We start from the raw sequence: 21,726 nt of genomic DNA, 5'->3' as shown, positions 1-21,726 counted from the left end.
GGAGCGTTTTCCTTCAACCCGGGAATCCGGATTCTTCAGCTACCGAGCAGGGTTTCGACGGGCTCAACCGCCGATGGGAAAGGTTCGACCAGTGCTGCTTCCGCCAGCGCCAGGTGCCGCCGGGTGATCTCCGTGGGGTCATCCTGCAGCCACTCGTGGCCGCCCCACTCGCTGGTCAGCGTGCCGCTGAAGCCGTTACGGCGCAGGAGGGCGCCCAGGTCCCGCAGCGGCTGCGAAACCCGCCCGCCGTCGTCGTCCAGGTCCCAGAACTTCAGGTGGAAGGCGCCCACCAGGGGCAGGATGCCCTGCAGGTCGGCAGCGTCACTGCGGCCAAATCGGATGATCAGGTTCATAAAGAGGGTGTGCATCCGCGGCGGCACGTTCCCTGAACGGAGCAGGGCGGTGACGGCGTCGTGGGTGGCGGGATCCCGCCAGTCATTCTGCAGGCGCGCCAGCAGATCCAGGGAAACACCGCCCTGCCGCAGCTCCTCGAGGTAGGTGACCGGAAGGGCCGGCATCAGCATGCTGATGTCCACGAGCACCCGGACGTGGTCATCACCGAGCGCGGCGATCGCCTCCAGGGCAGGTTCGACGGCGGGGCTTCCGGGAGCCTGCTGCCCCTGTATTTCCTCGTACAGCACCAGGTCGAGCTCGTGCAGGAGAGGCTGGAACCGCGTGAGGAGTTCCGTCCCTGCCTGCCCGATCGGGAGCCGGACTCCGCGGGCTCCAACACGGTGCGCGGCATGGATCTGGGGGACCAGGAAATCCAGGCGCTGCTGCAGGGAGCGGCGGTCCGTGGGCGACGTGAAGTCGTCCAGGCTGGCCCCAACGATGCTGATAGATGCGCCCTTTGCCGCCAGGGCTTCCCGCAGGCCGTCCACCTCGTCGTTCTGCGGAGCGGGGAAGGACCTCCACACCAGCCCGGGCTCGAGCTCTACTGTCTTCACCACCGAGTCCGCTATGCCGGTGACGATGTCCTGGGCCGTCCGCCGGGCAGCGATGATGCCCGGCGTCCAGTTGAAGGAGCTGGCGCAGAACGTCCAGCCGCTTGGAATTTCAGAAGCCATAGGGCGTCTTCCCCTTTATGCTTGTTAATGACAAACTTATGTCAGATTCAGGATAAAGGATGGAAGCCATGTTGGAAACCGCTTTGCGCGAAGATGCGCTGACCGCCACTCCGGGAGGCTTTGAGCTCCGCCTTGGCCTGCCGTGGATCCGTTCAATGCCACTGTCCAGCGTTGCCGGCCTGTCCGTGGACGTCGACGGCGGTCCGCTGGCGCCGGGGGAGTTGGCGGTGATGCTCGGGTCCCGCGCCGTACACCCTGATGCGCTGCAGGCAGAGTCCGGCTGGTGGTTCGTCCAGGACAGGCTCGTCCTGGCAGGCCGGCGTAAACTTCCGCGCGGGCCGCACACCGTTGCCGTCGACTTCCGGCTGATGGTGCCCTACCTGCAGGCACGTCCCGGCTCGCCGCTGGTCCTGCCATTCCATTTGGACGCCCGCCTGGAACTTGACGGGGCGCCGGTCCCCAGCGTGTCCCGCGACGTGGCCTGAGGAGGGGTCCTTCCGGGGCGGAACCTCAAGGCGGCGGAACGTTAAGCGGAGAGGGCAACCCGTTCCGGCGACGGCCGTCCGTCCGCGAACCAGCGCGGGAAGGTGATATCGAACAGTTGCTCCCGGGCCAGTTCGGCTCCTCCCCGGAGCGGTTCGCGCTCATCGTTGACGGAGAGGGTGATGGTGAGGTCCCGGGTGGCCAGCGGCAGTGACAGTTCGTAGACGCGTTGGCGCACTTCGGCAAGGAAAACCTCGCCGGCCGAACCCATGGCACCGCCGATGACAATAACCCCGGGGTTGAACATGTTCACCAGCGCCGAGATAGTCTCGCCCGCCACGCGCGCCGACTTCTGGACGAGGGTGATGGCCAGGGAGTCGCCCGCCTGGGCTGCAAGGGTGATCTCCTCGAGGGAAAGCCTTCCCTTCTTCGCCAGCGCGGCAAGGGAAGTGCTCACGCCTTCCTTGATGGCCTCTTCTGCGTCCCGGACCAGTGCCCAGCCGCCGGCAACGGCTTCCAGACAGCCGGTCTTGCCGCAGCGGCATTGGACATCGGAGTCGGAAACCCGGACATGGCCGATGTCGCCTGCCGCGCCGTTGGCACCGCGGTGGATCCTGCCCTTGGACAGCAGGCCGGCTCCGATGCCCGAGCCGATCTTGCAGTAGATGAGGTCCGCGAGTGAGTCGCGCCGGCGGGCGCGTTCGCCGAGGGCAAGCAGGTTGGAGTCGTTATCCACCCACACGGGCGCGGTGAACCGTTCCTCAAAGGGCGTGCGGACGTCGAAGCCGTTCCAGCCGGGCATGATGGGAGGTGCCACAGGCTGGCCCGAGGCGAAATCCACTGGTCCGGGGAGGCCCACCACGACACCCCAGACCGGCACGGCGGGGTGCTGCCCGAGCACTTTTTCCACGAGGGCCATGACGGCCTCGATGGTTTTCTCCGGACCCTGCGCGATGTCCCAGGTGCGGTGCGTGTGTTCCAGGATGTCGCCGTCGAGCGCGGCTACGCCAACCCTGATATGAGCCGCCCCAAGGGCGCAGATCACGATGTGTCCCTGCTCTGCGCGAAAGCGGAGGGTCCGGGGTGCGCGGCCGCCGGACGAGGCTCCGAAGTCGCCCTCGCCGAGGAAGCCCATCGAGATGGCCTGATCGACGCGTTGACTGACAACGCCCCTGCCGAGCCCGGTAACCTTGCCGATTTCGGGCCGCGTGGTGGCCTCGCCCGTTCGCACCAGGTTGACGATCCGCAGGAGGCTCGTCACTTCATCCGTCTGTGCTCCAAAGCGGAGGGTGGAGTCTGTGGTCATGCCAACAATTCTCACATAGATCGGCCGACTAAGGTGCGGTTAAGCACGACTATAGCCAGAAGCGTCCTTACTTATGAATAATAGAGACAAAAGTGAGGAGGCAACGATGCCTTGGAACGTGGGGATACTGGGAGCCGGGCCCGGCGTTGCCGCCCTGCATCTGCCGGTGCTGGGACGCCTGGGGGACCTGTACAAGGTGGTCCATATTGCCGACGCGGGGAGCGGCCGCGCGCAGGTACTTGCGGAAAGGCTCGGCGCACGCTGGTCGGAGGGGGAGGCGGACCTCCTCGCCGATCCGGCGGTGGATGTGGTGGCCGTCTGCAGCCCGCCCGCTGAACATGCCCGCCAGATCCTCGGCGCGGTGGCCGCCGGCAAGCGAGCCATCTTCTGCGAGAAGCCGTTGGCCACCAGCAGGCAGGAAGCCGATGACGTCATTGCTGCATGCCGGGCCGCGGGCACACTCCTGCTGGTGGGAACGAACCACTTGTTTGATGCTGCCTGGGGGCGCGCAAAACACCATCTTGTCGCCTTGGAGGGCCGGGTGCAGGCCATCTCCGTGACCCTGGCGCTGCCTCCGAACGACAGGTACCACCGGCTCGTGGCCGAGGGCGGTTCCCTGCAGGCTGCCCGGCGGGGGCGCCCCGACCTTGGCAACCCCACGGTGGCGGCAGATGTCCTGCGGCAGCTTCTGACCGGGCTCGCGATCCATGATCTTCCTGCCGTGCGGGACATCGCGCCCGGCATCGATGACATTCTCTACGCCAGGATCGTTGCGCCCATCGGCTACCAGGTGGGCTACCGGGCCGGCGGAGTCCTGGTCCAACTGGCACTCACCATGCTGCCTGAAGGGCCGGATGCCCTCTGGCGGATGAACATCGCCACCACCCATGACCGCATCGAGGTGGACTTTCCGCCCGCCTTCGTCCATGCCGGAAGCGCTGCCGTCCGGGTGCGCAGCGTGGACGGGCAGTGGACGGAGTACCCGCGCGATGAGGAAGACGGCTATGTGGCCGAGTGGCGCCTGCTTGCCTCGCTCCTGGAAGGTGATGCCCCCGTGGAGTACGACGAACTGCTGGCGGACTCGCTGTTTGCCTTCGGGCTGGCCGACGCTGCGGCAGCCAAAGTCCTGGCAGGGGTGACGCAATGAGCCGGGATGGCGCATTCGGCGTCGTCACCGCCTTGCCGGCCTACACCGCCGCTGTTGCCGAGCTTCCCGTCAGTGCTGCACTCGCGGAGGACATGCGGGGTGCGGTGGTGGTGGTGCCTGGAGTGGGGGATTGGTGGCAGGGCATGCTGGCCGCCCGGGCCGCGGGAGCGTCGGCGGTGGTGCTTGCCGACCCGGCAATGCTCCAGCAGGATGCTCTTGCCTCCCAAGCGTGGCCGCGTGACATTCCGGTGATCATTGAGCGGCCCCGCCTGCGTCCCGATGCTGCAGCCGATGCGGTCCGGGCACGCCGGGGCAGTCCGGCCCGCCTGGTCACCGTTGAATGTGCCGCTCCGGTTGCCGGCCTGGACGGCGCCATCCTCGATGGCTTCGGCTGGGCCCGGTGCCTTGCCGGGACACCCCTGGCGCTGAGCGCGGGAATGTCCACACCGCAGGGCAGGATGGCGTTGCTGGATTCGGAGGGTGCCGGTTCTGCCCCCGCCACCGTTCTGGGGACTCCTGTCGGTGGACCTCATGAAGGAGGCCTGCTCCACGTGCTGGCCCTTGGCGAGGTGCGCACTGAAGTGACCGTGGACCAGCCTGCCGGGCTGACCCGGGTGGAGACCTTCACGGGGGAAGGGGCGCTGCGGGCACCTGAGCGTTACGAATCATCAGCACGCCTGGCGCTTCGCCGGGCTCTCGACGCCTGCCTGTCGGGTAATGAGGAAGCTGACCTGGATGAGCTGCTCCAGGACATGGCCCTGGCATGGGCACTGCGCCATGCTTAGGAGCACCGCCATTCGTCCATGCTTTATTCCTGCACTCTTATGTTGTTTTACGACTAAAGTCGGGTATCATGGAAGTGGCGCCGGGGTTCCTGCCGGACCCGTTCTCCGGCGTGATGGTGCGCCGGAGGCACACCACGTCGCGTCGACGGCCCGATCGTTCGGGTAGATCACTATGCCACTTTCGCCTTTGAGACTCCGTCTCCTTGTAATCTCCCTGCTCACGGTCTCCTTCCTCGGGGCCCTGGACCACACAGTGGTATCCACCTCGCTGGCCACCATCGCCGGTGAGCTGGGCGCGCTGAAGCTGATGAGCTGGGTTGTGGTGGGATACACCCTCGCCAGCACCGTGCTGCTGCCGGTTCTCGGCAAGCTCGGTGATGTCCTGGGCGCCCGGCGGATCTTTATCGGCTCGCTGGTGATGTTCCTCGCCGCCTCCCTGGCCTGCGGTTTCGCGACAGACATGGCGTGGCTCATCGCCGCGCGTGTCCTGCAGGGGATGAGCTCCGCCGGCCTGCAGCTGATGTCCCAGACCATCATTGCCAGGGTCACCACACAGCGTGAACGCCCCCACTACATGGCCATCATCGGCGCGGCCTTCCCCATCGCCATCCTGGTGGGGCCGGTGCTTGGCGGCGCCATCACTGACTACTGGGGCTGGCAGTGGGTTTTCTGGATCAATATCCCCGTTGGTGCGGCGGCCCTGGCCCTTGCGCTGATTGCTGTGCCGCACCTGGAACCAGGCCCTGCGCCCCGGCACTTTGACGTTGCCGGGGCGACAGTTTTCACTGCCTCGCTGGTGGCCCTTGTACTCGCAGTCACCTGGGCTGCGGAACGCAGCGCAGGCCTTGCCACAGCTGCTGCACTCACGGTCAGCATCCTGGGCTTTGTGGCGTTCTTCTTTATCGAGCGCCGCGCCCCCGAGCCCATCTTGCCGCTTCACTTCTTTGCCAACCGGACCATTGCGGCGGGCACCGCGCTCTCGGCGATTATCGGCGTCGGGCTCTTCTCCATCACTGCCTACCTCCCCACGTACGTCCAGATGGCCTACCGGACCACGGCCACCGTGTCCGGCCTCGTTCCCATCGCCACCGTGTTCGGCATGCTGATCAGCAACCTGCTCACCGGATGGCTGGCCAGCCGGACCGGCCGGTACCGGATCTTCCCGATCCTGGGAACCTCGCTGGGAGCCGCCGGGCTGTTCGCGATGGCCCTGCTGCCTGCGGGGCTTCCGCTGTGGGTTCCCATGGTGGTGATGGGTGTGGTGGGCATTGGCACCGGTGCCTTCATGAGCCTGATCGTCGCCGTGGTCCAGGGAGCCGTGCCGGCAAGCCAGACCGGCACCATCACCGCAACCGTCAACCTGGTGCGCCAGGTGGGATCAACAGTGGCGACGGCGATCATCGGCGGCGTCATCGGCTTCGGCGTGGCCGCCCTCCTGCCGGCAGGCCTCGACGCTTCAACCCTGACCCCGCAGCTGGTCCACGGGGCCGCGCCGGACGTCCAGGCCAATGTGGCGCAGATCTACAGCTCGGTCTTCACCCCGGTCTTCATCGCCCTGGCGGCCGCCTATGTGGTGGGAATCGCCGCGGCTGTCCTGCTTCCGCAGGGCCGCCTCTCCGACGAACCCGTTCCCGCCGCCCCCTCACCTTCCGAATCCCTTTCGGCCTGATTTCAAAGGAGACATCATGTCCAACCCCACCATTGCCATCGTCGGCAGCGGGCCCATCGGCTCCACCTACGCCCGGCTGCTCGTGGAGCAGGTCCCGAACGCCCGGGTCATCATGTTCGAAGCCGGGCCGCAACTCACCAAAGTCCCGGGCGAGAGCGTCCGCAACGTCCCGGATGCCGCCGAAAAGGCCCGTGCCCGGGAAATGTCCCAGGGGCCGCAGGCCGGCGCGTACCGGGAATCGCTCGGCATCCCGGCCGGAACCGTCACCGAGGGCATGTTCACCGCCCGCCAGGGCACCCACCTGCTGGACTTCGGGGGCGCCGGCTCCGCCCATGCCCCATCCTTCCCGGCAGCGGCTGCGGCCACCAACGTCGGCGGCCAGGGTGCGCACTGGACCTGCGCGACGCCGTCGCCCGCCTTCAGCGAAAAGATCCCCTTCATCGCGGACGACGAATGGGACGGGCTGATTGAGGACGCCAAGCAGTTGCTGCACGTCCACAGCGCCGCCTTCGCCGATTCCAAAGTCGGCGAGGCCATCCGGTCCCTCCTCGATGAAGAGTTCGGTGCGGAGTTGCCGGAAGGCTATGGGGTGGGCACCCTTCCCGTGGCCGGGGATCCGCAGCCTGACGGGTCCATGCGCTGGGCGGGTGCTGACGTCGTCCTCGGCCCGCTCGTAGACAGGGACAGTCCGCTCTCGAAACAGTTCGAACTCCGCGACCTCACCCTGGTCCGCCGGGTGGAACTGGACGGGCAACGGGTCACCGGGGTCACCGTCCAGGACCTGCGGACGGGGGACACGTCATTCGTGGCAGCGGACATGGTTGTGGTTGCCGCCGATGCCTTCCGCTCCCCGCAGCTCCTGTGGGCCTCCGGGATCCGGCCGAAAGCCTTGGGCCACTACCTCACCGAACATCCGGTGGTCATCTCCACAGTTGCCCTGGATGCCGACAAGATGGGGCGGTTCGCCACCGAGGCGGACCTCGACGCCGAACTCGCCCGGCGTGCGCTGAACCCGGTTGATCCCGTTGCCGCGGTCAACCGCATCCCGTTCTCCGAGCCGGAGCACCCCTTCTCCGTCCAGGTCATGTACTCGGAGACCACGCCCTTCCCGATGGAGCCGGGAACACCTAATTCACAGAACCCGTGGGGCTACGTCAACATGGGCTACGGCATGCGCAAGCACCCCCGGTATGAAGATGCGGTCACCTTCGACGACAACGAGCCGGACTACCGGGGATTCCCCAACATGACCATCGAATACGAGCTCACCGAGCGGGAAAATGTGGAGATTGCCCAGGCCACAGAGCGGCTGCGCCGTGCCGGGAAGGCCCTTGGCGTCTTTGTTGCCGAGCCGCGCCTGATGCCCAACGGTTCGAGCCTCCACTACCAGGGCACCATGCGGATGGGCGCCATCGACGACGGCACTTCAGTGGCAGATCCGTGGTCCCGGGTGTGGGGCTACAGGAACCTGGTGGTGGGCGGCAATGCGCTGATTCCAACGGCTACGGCGATGAACCCCACCCTGATGAGCGTGGCGATCGCGGTCCGGGGCGCACGGAAGGTGGCAGAAGAACTGGGGGCCTGATCTGTCTGGAGGCTCCCGCGGGGAAGCAGTCGCACGGGCGCAGCTTCGTCCTGCCATCCGTTCCGTGGATATCAGCTATCCCAAATCCATGATTCCCCGATAGTCCAACGGTTGCCACAGTGAGGGAAGTCACTCTTCAGCGCCTGAACCGCGCTGATCCCTCCGTGACCATCAAGAGGCTAAGGAAAATTCAATGGAGAATATTCAGCTCACGGACACCGGGACCAGGAATGAGGCCTCGGACACCTCAGCGCCGCGCACGGCAGGGCGGCTGCAGGCAACCCTCCTGGTTGCCGGCAGCTGCATGCCGGTGCTCGGCGCCGTCCTTTTGGCGCCCATCCTCCCCACCCTGAACCAGGCGTTCGCGGACACCCCCGGCGTTGCCATCCTGGTACCGCTGACCCTCACGCTGCCCGCACTGTTCGTGGCACTCTTCTCACCGCTTGCCGGCTACCTTGCCGACAGGGTGGGCCGCAAGCAGCTGCTGGTCTTCGCCATGCTGGCCTACGCCGCGTTCGGGACCGCGCCGCTGTGGCTGGACACGCTCGAGTCCATCGCACTGTCCAGGGTGGGCGTCGGAATTGCGGAAGCGGCCATCATGACCTGCTGCACCACGCTCATCACCGACTACTACGCGGGCGAACAGCGGAACAAATACCTCGGCCTGCAGACCATGGTCAGCGCGCTCGCGGCCACCGCGTTCTTTGCCCTCGGCGGCGCCCTGGGCAGCATCAGCTGGCGGACGCCGTTCTGGCTCTACGCGGTCAGCGCCGTGATCGTCATCCCCATGGTCTTCAAGCTGTGGGAGCCGGCAAAGAGCCAGCGCACGACGGCGGAAAGGACGCCGGTGCCATGGCGGCAGATCGGTGCCCCGGCCGCAGTGACGCTGTTCGGCGGCATCGTGTTCTACGCACTCATCGTCCACCTGCCGTACGTCATCACGGGACTGGGCGTGGGCGACGCAGCCCTCATTGGACTCGCAGCGGCCATCGCGTCCCTGGCCACCGCGGCAGGCGCCATCTCCTTCCGCTTCCTCGCGAAGCTCGGCACGCGGAACCTGCTGGCGCTCGCCTTCGGGCTGGCCGCCGTCGGACTTTCCCTGGTCTCCGTCGCGGGGACCGTGCCGCTGGCCATCGCGGGGGCGGTGGTTGCCAGCGCGGGAACCGGAGTGCTGCTGCCCACCCTTCTGACCTGGGCCGTCAACGGCCTTGAATTCCAGCAGCGCGGGCGTGGCACCGGCATCTGGACCGGAACACTGTTCATCGGCCAGTTCCTGACGCCCATCGTCCTTGGCGCCGCCGCGGCGGCAACCGGCAGCCTCAGCCTTGCCCTGGGCGGATTGGGAATCGCGTGCGCGGTGGCACTCCTGGCTGTCCTGGTCCGGGGACCCCGGATGGCGCCCGCCACCCATTAGAAGCCCGGTATCGCAAAGGCCGCACTGCGGGCATGGATAACCTGTGGGTATGAAGAACCTGGACCTGAACCTGCTGCCCCACCTGCAGGTCCTGCTTGAACTGCGGAACATCTCCCGGGCAGCGGAGCGGCTCCAGCTCAGCCAGCCCGCCACCAGTGCTGCGATGGCCCGGCTCCGGCGCCACTTCGACGACGAACTCCTGGTGCGGAACGGCCGCACCTACGACCTCACGCCCTTTGCGCAGTCCCTGGTCCCGCTGGTTGATGAAGCCATGCTTCACATCCAGCGGGCCACACGCGTGCGGTCCGGTTTCGACGCCGCCTCCAGTGAGCGGGAGTTCGTCATCGCCGCCTCGGATTATGCGGCGGCGCTGATCGTGGGTCCGCTGCGTGGCATCCTGCGCCAGGAAGCCCCGGGCGTGTCAGTGGACTTCGTGCCCACCGCCGGTTCCGGGATCCAGGGCCAGATGGCCGACTATTCGAAGATCGACCTGCTCGTGGGGCCCACCGGGTACCACATGCAGGGTGCCAGCAAGCAGGTGTTCCGTGACAGCTTCGTGGCCATTGCCGACGCCGGCAATCTCCTGCTCCAGCAGTCCCGCGTGACCCTCGAAGACCTGACCGCGGTGCCGCACGCCGTCGGCTATTTCGGCGAAGGAATCAGCACCCCGGCAGACAAGCTGTTCGAGTCGCGGGGCATCCAGCGCCGCGTGGCCGCCGTGGTGGCCGGGTTCCTGTCCCTGCCGCTCCTGGTCGAAGGGACGGACCTGGTGGCCATGGTCCCGCGGATGCTGGCGGCCCGGGCCCAGCGCGGCGCGGACATCGTTGTGCTGGAGTTCTCGGAAGGCACCGAAGCTTCCCTGGTGGAGGCCATGTATTGGCACCCGTCCCAGGCGGAGGATCCGGCGAGCGTGTGGCTGCGGTCCGTGGTCCAGCGCTCCTGCGCCCGGCTTCACGAGCTCTTCCCCGTTAGCGCCCACCCCGTGACTGTCCAGGCGCGGGAGGCAGCGCAGACGTAGAATCGTGCTCACACCGAGCCGGGCAGCGACTCAGCAACCCTAGGAGGACTGTTATGCGCAATGTAACCACCAGCCCTGAGGCGGCCGCCGCCGCCCAGACCCTGTTCCGCGTTGGTCTCGGAGGGGTGCTCATCGCGCACGGATCCCAAAAACTTTTCGGCTGGTTCGGTGGGGGAGGCGTTGAAGGCACCAGCAAGGGCATGCATGCCATGGGGTTCCGCCCGGCAAAACCCAGCGCCGTCCTCGCGGGCGTCGGTGAAGCAGGAGCGGGACTCGCCTTGGCCCTGGGCCTGGCCACCCCTGCCGCCGGCGCCGCTGCTGCCACCACCATGGGCGTAGCAGCCAGCGTCCACGCCCCGAACGGTTTCTTCGCCCAAGAGGGCGGCCTCGAATATCCCGCGGTGCTGGGCCTGGCAGCAGCGGCGTTCACCATTGGCGGCTCAGGTCCCTTCTCCCTGGATGCACTCACCGGCCATGTCCTGGACCGGCCCTGGATGCGGATCACCGCTTTGGCCGCCATCCCCACCGCCATCGCCGTCCAGGTTTCCCGGCGGCGCAAAGCCCTCGCCGCAGACGCTGCAGCCCCTGGCGCAGGCACCGCCGCCGAAGCAGGATGAACCTGTCCCTGTGACTATCCACGCGGCAGATACCACCTAGACCCAAAGGACCGTTCCCCGGCCAGCCCATCCCTGCGAAAGTCGAAGAAACACGCTTTCGGAAGGACCCTTTATGCCTGTCTCCAGCCAGCGCCTGGCCGGCAAGACCGCCGTCATCACCGGAACGGCCAGCGGCCAGGGCAGGGCGGCGGCGCTCGCCTTCGCCCGGGCAGGAGCGGTGGTGGTGGGCTGCGACATGGACGACGACGGCGCCGCGGCCACGGTTGCGTCGGTCACCGCCGCCGGGGGCCGGATGAGCAGCAGCCGGGTGGATCTCACGGATGAGGCCGCAGTGGCCGGGTGGGCCTCGGATGTCGCCGCGGAACACGGCCCGGTCCATATTCTCTATGCCAACGCCGCCGTCACGCGGTTTGCCCCGGTGGAGCAGCTCACTTTTGCCGACTGGAAATGGAACGTGGAGCACGAGATGGACGTGGTGTTCCTGCCGGTCAAGTACTTCTGGCCGCAGCTTATCCAGGCCGTAAACAGTGCAATTGTCCTGGTGGGCTCCACGGCGGGGGTGACCGGCTCCATGACCAACGGCCGGCTGGCCCACACCGCCACAAAGGGCGCCGTGGTGGCCATGACCAAACAGCTCGCGGCCGAGGGCGCTCCGCATGGACTGCGCGTCAACGCCGTCAGCCCGGGCATGATCCGCACGGGGGCCACCGAGGGCAACCTGCTGGCACCGGACCATCCCATGCGGACCATTGCGGGCAGCATCCCGATGGGGCGGATCGGGTCGCCGGAAGAAGTCGCCAACTGCGCGCTGTTCCTGGCATCGGATGAGGCCTCGTATGTGACCGGCGCAAACCTGATGGTCGACGGCGGCTGGTCGGCCGTGCTGCCCGGCTAAGTTTCTGCGGTGGCCCCCAACTAGGTAGCGCGATGTGTCGTTTTGGGCCCGCAGAACGACACTTAGCGCTACCTAGTTGGGATACGGGGCTAGCGCAGGGCGTCGGAGATGGATTTGGCGCCGCCGTGGCCTGACTGGCCGCCGTCCACCGGGATCTCGGCGCCCGTCACGAAGGATGAGAGCGGGCTGACGAGGAAGAGCACGACGCCGGCCACCTCCTCCACGCTTCCGGAACGTCCCAGCGGGGTTTCCGCCAAGGTGGCCTGCCGGAACTCCGGCTTGGCGCCCGCCGTCATGGGAGTCTCTATAAAACCGGGGTGGACGGTGTTGACGCGGATCCCGCGAGGCCCGAGTTCCATGGCCGCCACCTGGGAGAGCCCGCGCAGCGCCCACTTGCTCGCGGTGTACGCCACCGGATAATGGGCGGTCAGCCCGGCGACCGAGCCCACATTGACGATCGATGCGCCGCTGCCCATCAGCGGGGACAGGGCCTGGATTCCCAACAGGATGCCGGCCACGTTCACTTCGTAAACCTTCTGCAGATCCGCCACAAAGGCATCCAGGAGCCTGCTGCGCTGGGTGATCCCGGCATTGTTGACCAGCCCGTCCACCTGCCAGCCCTGCGACCGGATCCATGATGCGAGGCCGGACCAACCGGCCTCGTCACTGACGTCCAGCCGCCGGTATATCAGCTCACCGCCCGAAGCGGGAGACACGTCCGCCAGCCCGGCCGGGGCGTCGGCTGCGAGGTCCGTGGCGATGACCCGGGCCCCCGCCTCCGCCAGCAGCCGTGCTTCCGCCGCGCCCTGCCCCTGGCCTGCGCCGGTGACCACCACGGTCCGCCCTTCAAGCTGGAGCGAAACCACCCTAGACGCCGGAAGGAGCCGCAGCGGCAACCCGGTTGCGGGGCCTCGGGCGGGCTGCCACACGGGTCACGGCCTCGCGCCTGGCGCCCACCGTGTTCTCGATGGTGCCGATCCCTTCCACCGTCATCCTCACCACGTCGCCGGTTGCCAGGGGCGGGGGCGTCTTGGAACCGTTGCGTCCCCACAGCTCGGCGAGGCAGCCGCTGCCGCAGGTGCCGGAGCCCAGGACGTCGCCGGGCCGCACCACCGAGTCCTGTGAGGCGTAGGCCACGAGCTCGGCGAAGGGCCAGCCCATGTTGGAGAGCAGGTCCTGGCCGATGGGCTCGCCATTGACTTCGACGGCCATGGAGATGGGCAGGAAGCCCTCGGCGTCGTGCCGGTCCTCGAACTCGTCCGCCGTGACAATCCACGGGCCCAGCGTGTTGGCGAAGTCCTTGCCCTTGCAGGGGCCGAGGCTGACCTTCATCTCCCGCCGCTGCAGGTCCCGCGCGGACCAGTCGTTGAGGATGGTGTAGCCGAAGATGTGCCGGTGCGCCTCCGCGGCGGTCAGGTTCCTGCCATCGCTCCCGGGGACGCGTCCGACGACGGCGGCGACTTCCGTTTCAAAGTCCAGGTCCGTGCAGCCCGCCGGAATACCGATCACCTCGCCCGTGCCGGTCACCGTGTGCGGGTTGGTGAAATAGAACGTGGGCGCCTCATACCATTCGGGCACCACACCGGCCACGCCGTCGATGCTCTTCCGCACGCCTTCGACATGCTCCTCGAACGCCACGAAGTCCCGGATGGTGGCGGGCACCAGCGGGGCGAGCAGCTGCACCGCCGTAAGCGGAACGGCAGGGGCCGATCCGATAACCTCCCCGGCAACGCGCAGGGTTTCATCCAGTCCGGCGTCCAACAGCGTCTGGACGCCCTGGCCGGCGGGCAGCGCGTAGCAGTGTCCGCCGTCCACAAAGCCGGACTGCGTGCCGCCGTCGTAATTCCAGCGTGCGATCTTGACCATGAGGGTGTTCCTTAAGCAGTGGGTCGGGCGGACAGGGCGGCCGCTGCCATGATCCCGAGGTTGCGTGCGTTGCCGCCCAAAACCTGGGCCTCGCCTTCCGACGGCAGGCCGGCAGCCTGGACCTCGTCCACGGGAAGGTCAGAGCCCATGTCGAACGGGTAGTCCGAGCCCAGCAGCACCTGCTCCGGGCCCGTGGCGGCGACGAGCGCCCGGAGTTCCGCGGCGCTGTGGACCAGGGAATCGAAGTACAGCTTTTTCAGATAGGACGACGGCGGCTGGGCGCAGCCGTGTGCCTCGGGCCGGACCTTCCACGCGTGGTCGGAGCGGCCAAGTTTCGTGGGCAGGTAACCGCCGCCGTGCGCCGCCAGCACTTTCAAATCCGGGTGCCGGTCCAGGACGCCGCTGAAGATCAGGTGGGACAGTGCCACCGCGTTTTCTGCGGGTTGGGACACCGTGTTGGCGAGGTAGAAGCGGTCCAGCCGTTCATCCAGCGAGCAGCCGAACGGGTGCAGGAACACCAGGGCGCCCAGCTCCTCGGCCCGGCTCCAGAACGGTTCCAGGCGGGGATCGGAGAGTTCGACGGTGCTGCGTTCCGGATCGTCCGGCGTGGCGGCGAACGATCCGATTTCGACGCCGAGCAGTCCGCACTCCAGCACCGCATGTTCCAGGGCTTCCACCATCAGGGCGGGGTGCTGGAGCGGGACCAGGCCCAGCCCATTGAGCCGCGCCGGGGCACGGTCAACGAACTCCCGCACGGCCTGGTTGGCTGTCTTTGCCACTTTCAGGGCAAGTTCTTCGCCGGCGAAGTAGTAGAAGTGCGACGGCGACGGCGAGACCAGCTGCACGTCCACGCCCTGGGCATCCATGTCCGCGAGCCGGCGGTCCAGGTCCGTCAGCTGCGGCCAGCGCTCCTTGATCATCCGGCCCGAAGCGGCCATCGATTCCGGTCCGTTGCGCTGCACCTCCAAAGCCTGCTGGGCGCCGAAGCCCACTGGGTCCGCCTCGGCCACCAGCTGCTGCAGGGCCGGAAGCAGGATATGCGCGTGGACGTCAACAGTGGGGGTTCCCGACTCGGGCGTGCGCGTGCTCATGCGGGTTCCTTCACCAGGCTGGAGATTGAATGCATGAGGCCGGGCACATTGGCATCCCGGACGCCGTCGAGCATCCACTGGCCCAACTGGACGGACGCGTCGACAACTGCCTTTGCCCGGTCCAGGCGGCGGTCAGTGAACTCTTTCCAGAGCGTCTCCGTAACGTCGTCGGCACTGATAAGCAGCTCGGCCAGCACAGCCGCATCCTCCATCGCCATCGCAGCACCCTGCGCAATCGTGGGCGGGCAGCTGTGCGCGGCGTCGCCGATGACGACGCTGCGGCCGCGGTTCCAGGGCCCGTCCACCAGATGCGTGGTGAACCAGGTGTAGTTGATGCGGGCACTGTGGTCCAGGTTGGCGCGGATCTCGTTCCAGGGGCCGCCGTAGGCCGCGGCGAGTTCGGCCATGACGCGGGGGCCGTCCTCGTGTTTGCGCTCCTGTGCCTTCTCCACGAGGTAGGCGTAGATGGTGTCAGGGCCGGTGGGGCAGTAGCCGGCGATGAAGCAGGGTCCGCCGTAGGTCAGGTCCGTCCGGACCACCTCTTCGGGGCGCTCCACGAAGGCGCGCCAGATGCCCATGCCCGTGGGCTGGGGTTCAACCTCGATGCCGATGGCCTTGCGGACGGCAGAGTGCAGTCCATCGGCGCCGATGAGGAGGTCGTAGGTGGCGCTGCGGCCGTCGTCGGTGCTCACGGTGACGGACCCGCCGTCGTCCGTTATGCCGGTGACCGTCTTGCCGTAGCTAATCCGGGCGCCCGCCCGCTCTGCCCGTTCGCGGAGGATGGCGGTGAGGTCGGGGCGGTACATGCCCATCGTGGCGGGGAGGTCTTCGCCGCCGGTGCGGATGTCGTCAAGGACTGCGATGACGGTGCCGGCCGGGTCCGGGGCGCGCAGGCCCAGGGTGCTGAAGCCGTAGCCCTTCGCCTCGACCTGCTCCCAGACGCCGAGTTGGCGGAGGATCCGCAGGGCGTTGCCCTGCAGGGTGATGCCGGATCCAAGGGTCTGCGGTGCTTCCGCCTTCTCGAGGATTTCCACCTGGATTCCGGCGTCGGCCAGGAGGATGGCTGCGGTCAGTCCCGCGGCTCCGGCCCCGACGATTCCGACGTTCTGTACTGCTGCCATCGCTGACTCCTTTGTATTGACGGCGTTACTGCTGGTGGTTTTGTTGCTGTTTTAACTGAAAAGCTACCGGACGGCGATCGGGTTGACGGGCGATCCCACAGCTCCGGTGATGGGCAGCGGGGCTGCGGTCAGCAGGAAGTCGTACCTGCCGTCTGCTGCGCACGCTTCCGCCAGTCCGTCCGGGTCCCACATCTCGCCCAGGAACAGCCCCAGGTTGGGAATGGCGATCTGGTGCAGGGGCTGGAAGGCGGCGTCGAACTCGTTGGGACGGACCTCGAAGCCCCACGTGTCGGTGGCGATTCCGGCGATTTCGGAGCGGTGCAGCCAGGGCGCCGTGGTGAAGGACAGCCCCGGGGCCGACCCGCCCGCGTAGTCACCCCAGCCGTCGCGGCGGACCCGGGTGTACTGCCCGGTGCGGATCACCACGATGTCGCCCCGGCCCACCTTTGAGCTGGGGCCCTGCAGTGCGATGGTGCGCTCCAGATGCTCCGGGGTGATCGCGAAACCGTCGGGCAGTTCGCCGTCGTTCCTGCCCAGGTCCGGTCCGAGCGCACGGCCAACGTCCAGCAGCACGCCGCGGGTGACGATCTTGGCCGCGGCGGTTTCGATTCCCGTTACCAGGTCGCCTTCGGACGTCACCACGTCGCCGGCGGCGCGGCCGTTCCAGGCCTTGCCCTGGTCAAAGATGTGGCCCAGGCCGTCCCACTGGGTGGAGCACTGCAGCGGCATGGCGATCACGTCGTCCGCTCCGCCGAAGCCGTGCGGGAAGCCCTGGTTGCCGCGTTCGGCGTCCACCCCGGTGTCCGTCATGGTGTGGACGGGGTTGGTGCGGCGGCGCCAGCCCTTCTGCGGGCCGTTGGTGTCGAACGGCTGGGACAGCGAGAACGCCTCACCGGACTTCACCAGTGCCGCGGCCTCGACGCGCTTGCCGGCGTCGATGAAGTTCAGCGTCCCCAGGACGTCATCTTCACCCCAGCGGCCCCAGTTGTTGTGGGCCGCGGCCATGGCGCGGATGCTGCCGAGCGGGTCTTCACGCCGGATCACCGGGGAATCGGTGGATTCCCCGGTGGCGGCGGTTGGTGCTGTGTCCTGGGTGGTCACTGGACACCTTCATTTGTGGTTTCGTCCTTGCAGTGGATGAGCTGGGTGCCCAGTCCGGTGATGGTGCCTTCCATAACGTCGCCGTCCTGCAGCAGCCGGCCCCAGTGCTGGCCGTTGCCGGCGGGGCTTCCGGTGAGCACCAGGTCGCCGGGGCGCAGCGGCATGATCTGGGAGGCTTCGCTGACGAGCTTGGCAACGCCGAAGATCATGTCCTGGGTGGACTCGTCCTGCATGGCCTTGCCGTTGAGTTTCAGGGTCACCTGGACGTCCTGCGGGTCGCCAAAGAACTTGGCGGGCACCAGCAGCGGTCCGGTGGGCAGGAAGCCGGGGGCGTTCTTGGCGCGGTACCAGTCCGAGCCGATGGCCGGCATGTCCTTGCGGAAGACGTATTCACGGGTGGTGATGTCGTTGACCATGGTGTAGCCGAACACGTAGTCCAGGGCTTCCTCGGGGGTGACGCGGAACGCAGTCCTGCCGATGACTGCCGCCAGCTCCAGCTCCCAGTCGTGGGACTTGGAGTAGGCAGGCAGGGTGAGGTCGTCCGTGGCGGACGCGATCGCCGTCGGGAGGCCGATGAAGAAGTACGGCGTGCCCTGGCCTGCCCGCTTGTCCATCATGGCGGCGGTCTTGGCGCGGACTTCCTCTTCGTCTTCGCCCGGTTCGCGGTGCGCGGCGGCGAGGTCGATCACGTGCTTGCGGTAGTTCGCTCCGGTCTGCAGGACCTGGGCCGGCTCGACCGGGGCGAGGACCTCGACGTCGGCCAGCGCCAGGCCGGTGTCCTCGCCGGCGGAGGCGGCGAGGCTGTCCAGCTGGGCTTCGGTGGTGTCCCAGTGCTCGATCAGGGAGTTGATGTCCCCGTCCAGTGGCAGGACCCGGTCTTTAACCAGGAGGCCGGCGCGGGCCTTGCTGTCGCCGGCTTCCTGGAAGCGGATCAGGGCATATGTTGCTTCAGGCATATCTTTCTAGCCCCGGCCCTGCTTGGCGTAGGGGTTGAGCAGGGCTTCCTTCATCTCGGGGGAGGCGCCTTCTTCGGTGGCGGTGAAGCCTTCGGCCGGGGGGAAGGATTCGGTCATGGAGTGCGGCATGGCGCCGTTCTTGTAGAAGTTGTTGGAGCCCAGCGACGGCTTCCAGGTGTTGGCGTCCCAGTCCGGGACGTAGTTGCGGTAGCCGCCGGAGTTCAGTTCGACGCGGAGGCCGGACGGGTCGCGGAAGTAGAGGAAGTTCTGCTCGCCCACGCCGTGGATGGAGGGGCCGTATTCCATGGGGGTGCCGTTTTCCATCATGACGTCCGCGGTGCGGAGCAGGTCCTCGGTGGCGTCCACCCAGAAGGCGATGTGGTTGACGCGTCCGGCGCGGCTGGAGGTGTCCAGGACGACGCCCAGGTCGTGGGACTTTTCGTTGGTGGTGAGGACGGAGAAGACGGTGATGGGTGCTTCGTCCAGGTCAACGAAGGCCATGACGCGGAAGCCGAGGGCCTCGTTGTACCACTTGGCGAAGCCGCGGACATCGGAGGATGCCACCGTGACGTGGTCCAGGAAGCGGGGTGCGGCGGCGTGGCTGCTGCGGCGTTCCGGCCGGTCCGGGTAGGTGGACTCGAAACCCGGCTCGGCGACGAACTTCTCCACTTCATAGAAGAGGCGCATGTGGTGGCCGTAGGGCCCGGTGAACTCGTAAGCCTTGCCGAAGCCGTGGCCGCCGGGCGTCCAGGTTCCCTGCACGCCGGTCGCTTCGATGCGCTCGGCTGCGGCTTCCAGGGCCGCCTGGGAGTTGGTGCGCCAGGCCATCCGGCCCAGGGACGCTTCCGGTCCTTCCGTGATGACCAGGCTGTAGCGGTAGTAGTCGCCCCAGCAGCGCAAGTAGACGTTGCCGTCCACGCGGTCGATGATGCGCATGCCGAACTTTTCCTCGTAGAACCGTGCCGAGGCTTCGACGTCCGGGGTGGTGATCTCGAGGTGGGCAAGATGGGAGAGCGGAGTTTCCACGTTGAAGTCCTTCTGGTTACTGGCTGCGGTCGGTTTGGTGCAGGTCCTGTAACTACTGTGAGGGACTTCATATATTTGGAGAAGCGGGAGTTTTCAATAGCAACTATCCGTTGCGCTGATACCTCAAAGCCAACGCTCTCTCACTTGATGCGCGTTAACGGCCGGCGCTCTCTCACTTTCCTCAGGAAAGTGAGAGAGCGCCGGCCAAAATAATGCGAAAGGTGAGAGAGCGTTGGGTTATTCCTTGCCGAGCCCCGCCGCGGAGGTCTTCTCAGCCGTTACGCCGTTGAGTGCGGTGAGGTCGAAGATGCCGTTGATGTCGGCCTGCTTGGTGGTTCCTGCGGCGACGCCGTCGGCCAGGAGCTTTTCGTAGGTTCCGGCCAGCGGGTCCACGGTGAACACGATGTTCTTCAGGGAGCGGTCGATCACGTCCGCCTTCAGCTCGGCGCCGGCCGCTTCCTTCAGCGCCGCGTTGATGACGCTGGCCTTTTCAGCGTCGGCAGCCTTGTTCAGCCACTCGACCGACTTCACATGGCCTTTGAGGAGGGCCTTGACGGTGTCCGGGTGTTCGGCGGCGAACTTCTGGTTCACGATCAGGATGGTGGTGGGGAACTCGCCGGGCTTGCCGGACAGCGATCCGTCCCACAGGTCCTTTTCGTCCACCAGGACCTTGGCGCCGGCGGTCAGCACAAGACGCGAGGCCCAGGGCTCAGGCAGCCACGCGCCGTCGAGCTTTCCGTCCTGGAACAGTTTCAGGGTCTGGGCGTTTTCGGTGGGGTTGATGGCTACGTCACCGCTGCCGTCCACATTGGTCTTGTAGCCCTGGGATGCCAGCCACGCGCGGAGCGCAACGTCCTGCGTGCCGCCCAGCTGGGGGGAGGCGAGGGTCCTGCCCGCCAGGTCTGCGGGCGAGTTGATCTCGGGCTTGACCACAAGCTGGGCGCCACCAGCCGCGGCGCCGGCAATGATGTGCACCGATTCGCCGGCGCTCTTGACGTAGGAGTTGATGGCCGGGTTCGGGCCGATGTAGGTGGCGTCGATGGCACCGGCATTCAGTGCCTCGATGGCGGCCGGGCCGGCGTTGAACACCTGCGTGCTGAGCTTCGTGTCGCCAAGTTCCCTTGCAATGTAGCCCTGGCTGACGCCCACCAGGGCCGGGGCGTGGGTGACGTTGCCGAAGTAGCCCAGCTTCAGCTCGGCGGCGGGGTTGCCGGCCGATGCGCTCTGCTCCGCTGCCGCGGTGCTGTTGTTGCTGTTCACCGCGGAGGCGACGGCGGCACCGCCGCCGATGAGGGCCAGGATGCCGGCGGCGATGCCGATCTTCAGGCCGAGGGGACGCTTGGGTGCCGACTGGCCGGCAACAATGCGGGTGGAGCTTTCCTGGTTCTGCGGACTCTTGTCCTGGGGAGTAGTCATCGGGAAATTCCTTTGCTGGGGCGGATGCTGAGTTGAGATTACGGAGCGGCCGGCAGCGCCACAATCATTCGTGTAGCAGGGGTTCACGGGGCGACGCGAACGCTCAACGCGGCGTAGCGGCGCGTCAAGAAACGTCGCGGAACGTCTTTTTCGGTCTGTTGGCTGATGGGTGGGCGTCGCCTCGAGGTTGAGATGTCACTGACGCCGTTCCGACCCTGCTGCGGGATGCGCCGCCACGGTATTGCCCATAGTCTGGCCAGGTGGATACCAGCACCGTGAACTCCGGCGAACAGGTTGACAGGCAGTCCCGCATTCTCGAAGCGGCACTGGCCCTGCTGTCGCGCCACGGCATCTCAGGCGTCAATATGCGCGCGGTGGCCCGGGAAGCGGGGGTCGCCCTCGGGCTGGTGAACTACTACTACGAAGACAAGTCGAGCCTGATCCGCGCGGCCCTGCACCGGATCGACCAGCATGACCTGATGTTGGTCACGCCCGACCCGGACTCGCCGCCGGACGAGCAGCTGAAGAAGGCCCTCCAGCGCGTCGCGGGCCCGGAGTTGCTGACCACACAATATCTGTCCCTGCGGCTCCATTTATGGGCGCTGGCACAGGCCCATGAAGACTTCGCAGCCATCAACGCGGCAGCGTTTGAGCGCTACCTCCAGGGGCTCGCGACGTTGATCGGCAATGCCAGGCCCGGGCTTTCCAATGACGAATGCAGGGAGCGGGCCGCAGACATCGTCGTGGTGCAAAACGGGATGTGGCTCACCGCGCTCCTTGGCGTTGACAAGGATTCCATCCGCCGGAGCATCGCGCGGACCGAAGAAATCGCCTTCGCCGCTTAGCGGCCCGCTTTACCCTCTTTCGCGGATCGAAGCCGTCTGCACTTCCATCGCTGCGCCCTGCCGCTGCGGTTCCGCGTTCATGACAGCCGCCCGTCATATTCGATGCCCAGGGACGGCGTTTCGCCTTCATTTCACCCCGCGATGTTTCGTCGGCGTTAAATCTTGAACGTTTGTCCAGTCGGACTATTGAACACTTGTTCAATGTGGATTACTGTGCATGAGTATGACGTACACCACAGCTCATGGATTTCCGGCACCGCGTTGATTCAGCGCTGATTCATCAGCGGTCCGCATCCACCACTTCAGGGATTTCCAACG

General features: G+C 66.8%; 20 protein-coding genes. 10 read left to right on the top strand and 10 right to left on the bottom strand.

From position 1 onward, the window contains the following. Positions 1 to 35: 35 nt before the first annotated feature. Entirely contained in the window at positions 36 to 1,067 is a 1,032-nt protein-coding gene (locus B5520_RS10280) for a restriction endonuclease subunit R (protein WP_079596962.1), read from the bottom strand. A 68-nt stretch (positions 1,068 to 1,135) separates the two neighbouring features. Here B5520_RS10280 and B5520_RS10275 point away from each other — a divergent pair, with 68 nt between their 5' ends. Then, positions 1,136 to 1,552, top strand: a complete 417-nt coding sequence (locus tag B5520_RS10275; RefSeq protein WP_079597018.1) for a C-glycoside deglycosidase beta subunit domain-containing protein — start codon at positions 1,136 to 1,138, stop codon at positions 1,550 to 1,552. A 41-nt stretch (positions 1,553 to 1,593) separates the two neighbouring features. On the opposite strand, the gene B5520_RS10270 is transcribed toward B5520_RS10275, so the two are convergent. Further along, on the bottom strand, positions 1,594 to 2,856 hold the full coding sequence (locus B5520_RS10270; RefSeq protein WP_079596961.1) for an ROK family protein: 1,263 nt from the start codon (positions 2,854 to 2,856) through the stop codon (positions 1,594 to 1,596). Between the two features lie 106 nt (positions 2,857 to 2,962). Here B5520_RS10270 and B5520_RS10265 point away from each other — a divergent pair, with 106 nt between their 5' ends. The 8 genes from B5520_RS10265 (at position 2,963) to B5520_RS10230 (ending at position 11,986) form a co-directional block, all read left to right on the top strand. Further along, on the top strand, positions 2,963 to 4,003 hold the full coding sequence (locus B5520_RS10265) for a Gfo/Idh/MocA family protein (RefSeq protein ID WP_079596960.1): 1,041 nt from the start codon (positions 2,963 to 2,965) through the stop codon (positions 4,001 to 4,003). After that, positions 4,000 to 4,788 (top strand): hypothetical protein, encoded by a 789-nt coding sequence (locus tag B5520_RS10260; RefSeq protein ID WP_079596959.1) that lies wholly within the window; start codon positions 4,000 to 4,002, stop codon positions 4,786 to 4,788. Before B5520_RS10265 ends, B5520_RS10260 begins: the two co-directional genes overlap by 4 nt. Positions 4,789 to 4,975: 187 nt before the next feature. Continuing rightward, on the top strand, positions 4,976 to 6,457 hold the full coding sequence (locus tag B5520_RS10255; protein ID WP_254865539.1) for an MFS transporter: 1,482 nt from the start codon (positions 4,976 to 4,978) through the stop codon (positions 6,455 to 6,457). A gap of 16 nt (positions 6,458 to 6,473) precedes the next feature. Beyond that, positions 6,474 to 8,042: a GMC oxidoreductase gene (locus B5520_RS10250; protein WP_079596957.1), complete on the top strand. Its 1,569-nt coding sequence runs from the start codon at positions 6,474 to 6,476 to the stop codon at positions 8,040 to 8,042. A gap of 193 nt (positions 8,043 to 8,235) precedes the next feature. Further along, positions 8,236 to 9,456 carry an MFS transporter gene (locus tag B5520_RS10245; RefSeq protein ID WP_079596956.1) on the top strand — a complete coding sequence of 407 codons (1,221 nt, stop codon included), beginning with the start codon at positions 8,236 to 8,238 and terminating at the stop codon, positions 9,454 to 9,456. A 49-nt stretch (positions 9,457 to 9,505) separates the two neighbouring features. Further along, positions 9,506 to 10,474, top strand: coding sequence for a LysR family transcriptional regulator (locus B5520_RS10240; RefSeq protein ID WP_079596955.1), 969 nt, complete (start codon positions 9,506 to 9,508; stop codon positions 10,472 to 10,474). Positions 10,475 to 10,527: 53 nt separating this feature from the next. Further along, entirely contained in the window at positions 10,528 to 11,091 is a 564-nt protein-coding gene (locus B5520_RS10235) for a DoxX family protein (protein ID WP_079596954.1), read from the top strand. A gap of 112 nt (positions 11,092 to 11,203) precedes the next feature. After that, complete coding sequence (locus B5520_RS10230) at positions 11,204 to 11,986, top strand: SDR family NAD(P)-dependent oxidoreductase (protein WP_079596953.1); 783 nt, start codon at positions 11,204 to 11,206, stop codon at positions 11,984 to 11,986. Positions 11,987 to 12,075: 89 nt separating this feature from the next. Here the strand turns inward: B5520_RS10230 and B5520_RS10225 are convergent, their stop codons facing one another. From B5520_RS10225 to B5520_RS10190, 8 genes are all read right to left on the bottom strand, one after another. Next, entirely contained in the window at positions 12,076 to 12,852 is a 777-nt protein-coding gene (locus tag B5520_RS10225; RefSeq protein ID WP_079596952.1) for an SDR family NAD(P)-dependent oxidoreductase, read from the bottom strand. Between the two features lies 1 nt (position 12,853). Further along, positions 12,854 to 13,852, bottom strand: a complete 999-nt coding sequence (locus B5520_RS10220) for a fumarylacetoacetate hydrolase family protein (RefSeq protein WP_079596951.1) — start codon at positions 13,850 to 13,852, stop codon at positions 12,854 to 12,856. Positions 13,853 to 13,863: 11 nt separating this feature from the next. Continuing rightward, positions 13,864 to 14,943 carry an amidohydrolase family protein gene (locus tag B5520_RS10215; RefSeq protein WP_079596950.1) on the bottom strand — a complete coding sequence of 360 codons (1,080 nt, stop codon included), beginning with the start codon at positions 14,941 to 14,943 and terminating at the stop codon, positions 13,864 to 13,866. After that, on the bottom strand, positions 14,940 to 16,064 hold the full coding sequence (locus B5520_RS10210; RefSeq protein WP_079596949.1) for an FAD-dependent oxidoreductase: 1,125 nt from the start codon (positions 16,062 to 16,064) through the stop codon (positions 14,940 to 14,942). Before B5520_RS10210 ends, B5520_RS10215 begins: the two co-directional genes overlap by 4 nt. 63 nt (positions 16,065 to 16,127) lie before the next feature. Then, the gene (locus B5520_RS10205; protein WP_079596948.1) at positions 16,128 to 17,165 is read right to left on the bottom strand and encodes a cyclase family protein; all 1,038 of its coding nucleotides are present in this window, start codon (positions 17,163 to 17,165) and stop codon (positions 16,128 to 16,130) included. Continuing rightward, a complete protein-coding gene (locus B5520_RS10200) occupies positions 17,162 to 18,121 on the bottom strand; it encodes a fumarylacetoacetate hydrolase family protein (RefSeq protein WP_079596947.1) in 960 nt (319 codons plus the stop codon). The genes B5520_RS10205 and B5520_RS10200 overlap by 4 nt, the downstream gene beginning before the upstream one ends. A 6-nt stretch (positions 18,122 to 18,127) precedes the next feature. Continuing rightward, a complete protein-coding gene (locus tag B5520_RS10195; protein WP_079596946.1) occupies positions 18,128 to 19,147 on the bottom strand; it encodes a VOC family protein in 1,020 nt (339 codons plus the stop codon). Between the two features lie 237 nt (positions 19,148 to 19,384). After that, positions 19,385 to 20,563, bottom strand: a complete 1,179-nt coding sequence (locus B5520_RS10190; protein ID WP_079596945.1) for an ABC transporter substrate-binding protein — start codon at positions 20,561 to 20,563, stop codon at positions 19,385 to 19,387. A gap of 260 nt (positions 20,564 to 20,823) precedes the next feature. Here B5520_RS10190 and B5520_RS10185 point away from each other — a divergent pair, with 260 nt between their 5' ends. Further along, positions 20,824 to 21,408 carry a TetR/AcrR family transcriptional regulator gene (locus tag B5520_RS10185; RefSeq protein ID WP_079596944.1) on the top strand — a complete coding sequence of 195 codons (585 nt, stop codon included), beginning with the start codon at positions 20,824 to 20,826 and terminating at the stop codon, positions 21,406 to 21,408. The last annotated feature ends 318 nt before the right edge of the window (positions 21,409 to 21,726 follow it).

This window comes from Arthrobacter sp. P2b (genome assembly GCF_900168295.1).
Lineage (GTDB): Bacteria > Actinomycetota > Actinomycetes > Actinomycetales > Micrococcaceae > Arthrobacter.
Note: the sequence above shows the minus strand (reverse complement) of the source record. Positions and strands in the feature narration are given on the sequence as shown.

Coding starts and splice junctions, on each gene's coding strand:
- B5520_RS10220 (WP_079596951.1), bottom strand. CDS start 13,852: ATGGTCAAGATCGCACGCTGGAATTACGACGGCGGCACGCAGTCCGGC.
- B5520_RS10215 (WP_079596950.1), bottom strand. CDS start 14,943: ATGAGCACGCGCACGCCCGAGTCGGGAACCCCCACTGTTGACGTCCAC.
- B5520_RS10190 (WP_079596945.1), bottom strand. CDS start 20,563: ATGACTACTCCCCAGGACAAGAGTCCGCAGAACCAGGAAAGCTCCACC.
- B5520_RS10245 (WP_079596956.1), top strand. CDS start 8,236: ATGGAGAATATTCAGCTCACGGACACCGGGACCAGGAATGAGGCCTCG.
- B5520_RS10235 (WP_079596954.1), top strand. CDS start 10,528: ATGCGCAATGTAACCACCAGCCCTGAGGCGGCCGCCGCCGCCCAGACC.
- B5520_RS10210 (WP_079596949.1), bottom strand. CDS start 16,064: ATGGCAGCAGTACAGAACGTCGGAATCGTCGGGGCCGGAGCCGCGGGA.
- B5520_RS10265 (WP_079596960.1), top strand. CDS start 2,963: ATGCCTTGGAACGTGGGGATACTGGGAGCCGGGCCCGGCGTTGCCGCC.
- B5520_RS10250 (WP_079596957.1), top strand. CDS start 6,474: ATGTCCAACCCCACCATTGCCATCGTCGGCAGCGGGCCCATCGGCTCC.
- B5520_RS10260 (WP_079596959.1), top strand. CDS start 4,000: ATGAGCCGGGATGGCGCATTCGGCGTCGTCACCGCCTTGCCGGCCTAC.
- B5520_RS10240 (WP_079596955.1), top strand. CDS start 9,506: ATGAAGAACCTGGACCTGAACCTGCTGCCCCACCTGCAGGTCCTGCTT.
- B5520_RS10270 (WP_079596961.1), bottom strand. CDS start 2,856: ATGACCACAGACTCCACCCTCCGCTTTGGAGCACAGACGGATGAAGTG.
- B5520_RS10230 (WP_079596953.1), top strand. CDS start 11,204: ATGCCTGTCTCCAGCCAGCGCCTGGCCGGCAAGACCGCCGTCATCACC.
- B5520_RS10280 (WP_079596962.1), bottom strand. CDS start 1,067: ATGGCTTCTGAAATTCCAAGCGGCTGGACGTTCTGCGCCAGCTCCTTC.
- B5520_RS10200 (WP_079596947.1), bottom strand. CDS start 18,121: ATGCCTGAAGCAACATATGCCCTGATCCGCTTCCAGGAAGCCGGCGAC.
- B5520_RS10275 (WP_079597018.1), top strand. CDS start 1,136: ATGTTGGAAACCGCTTTGCGCGAAGATGCGCTGACCGCCACTCCGGGA.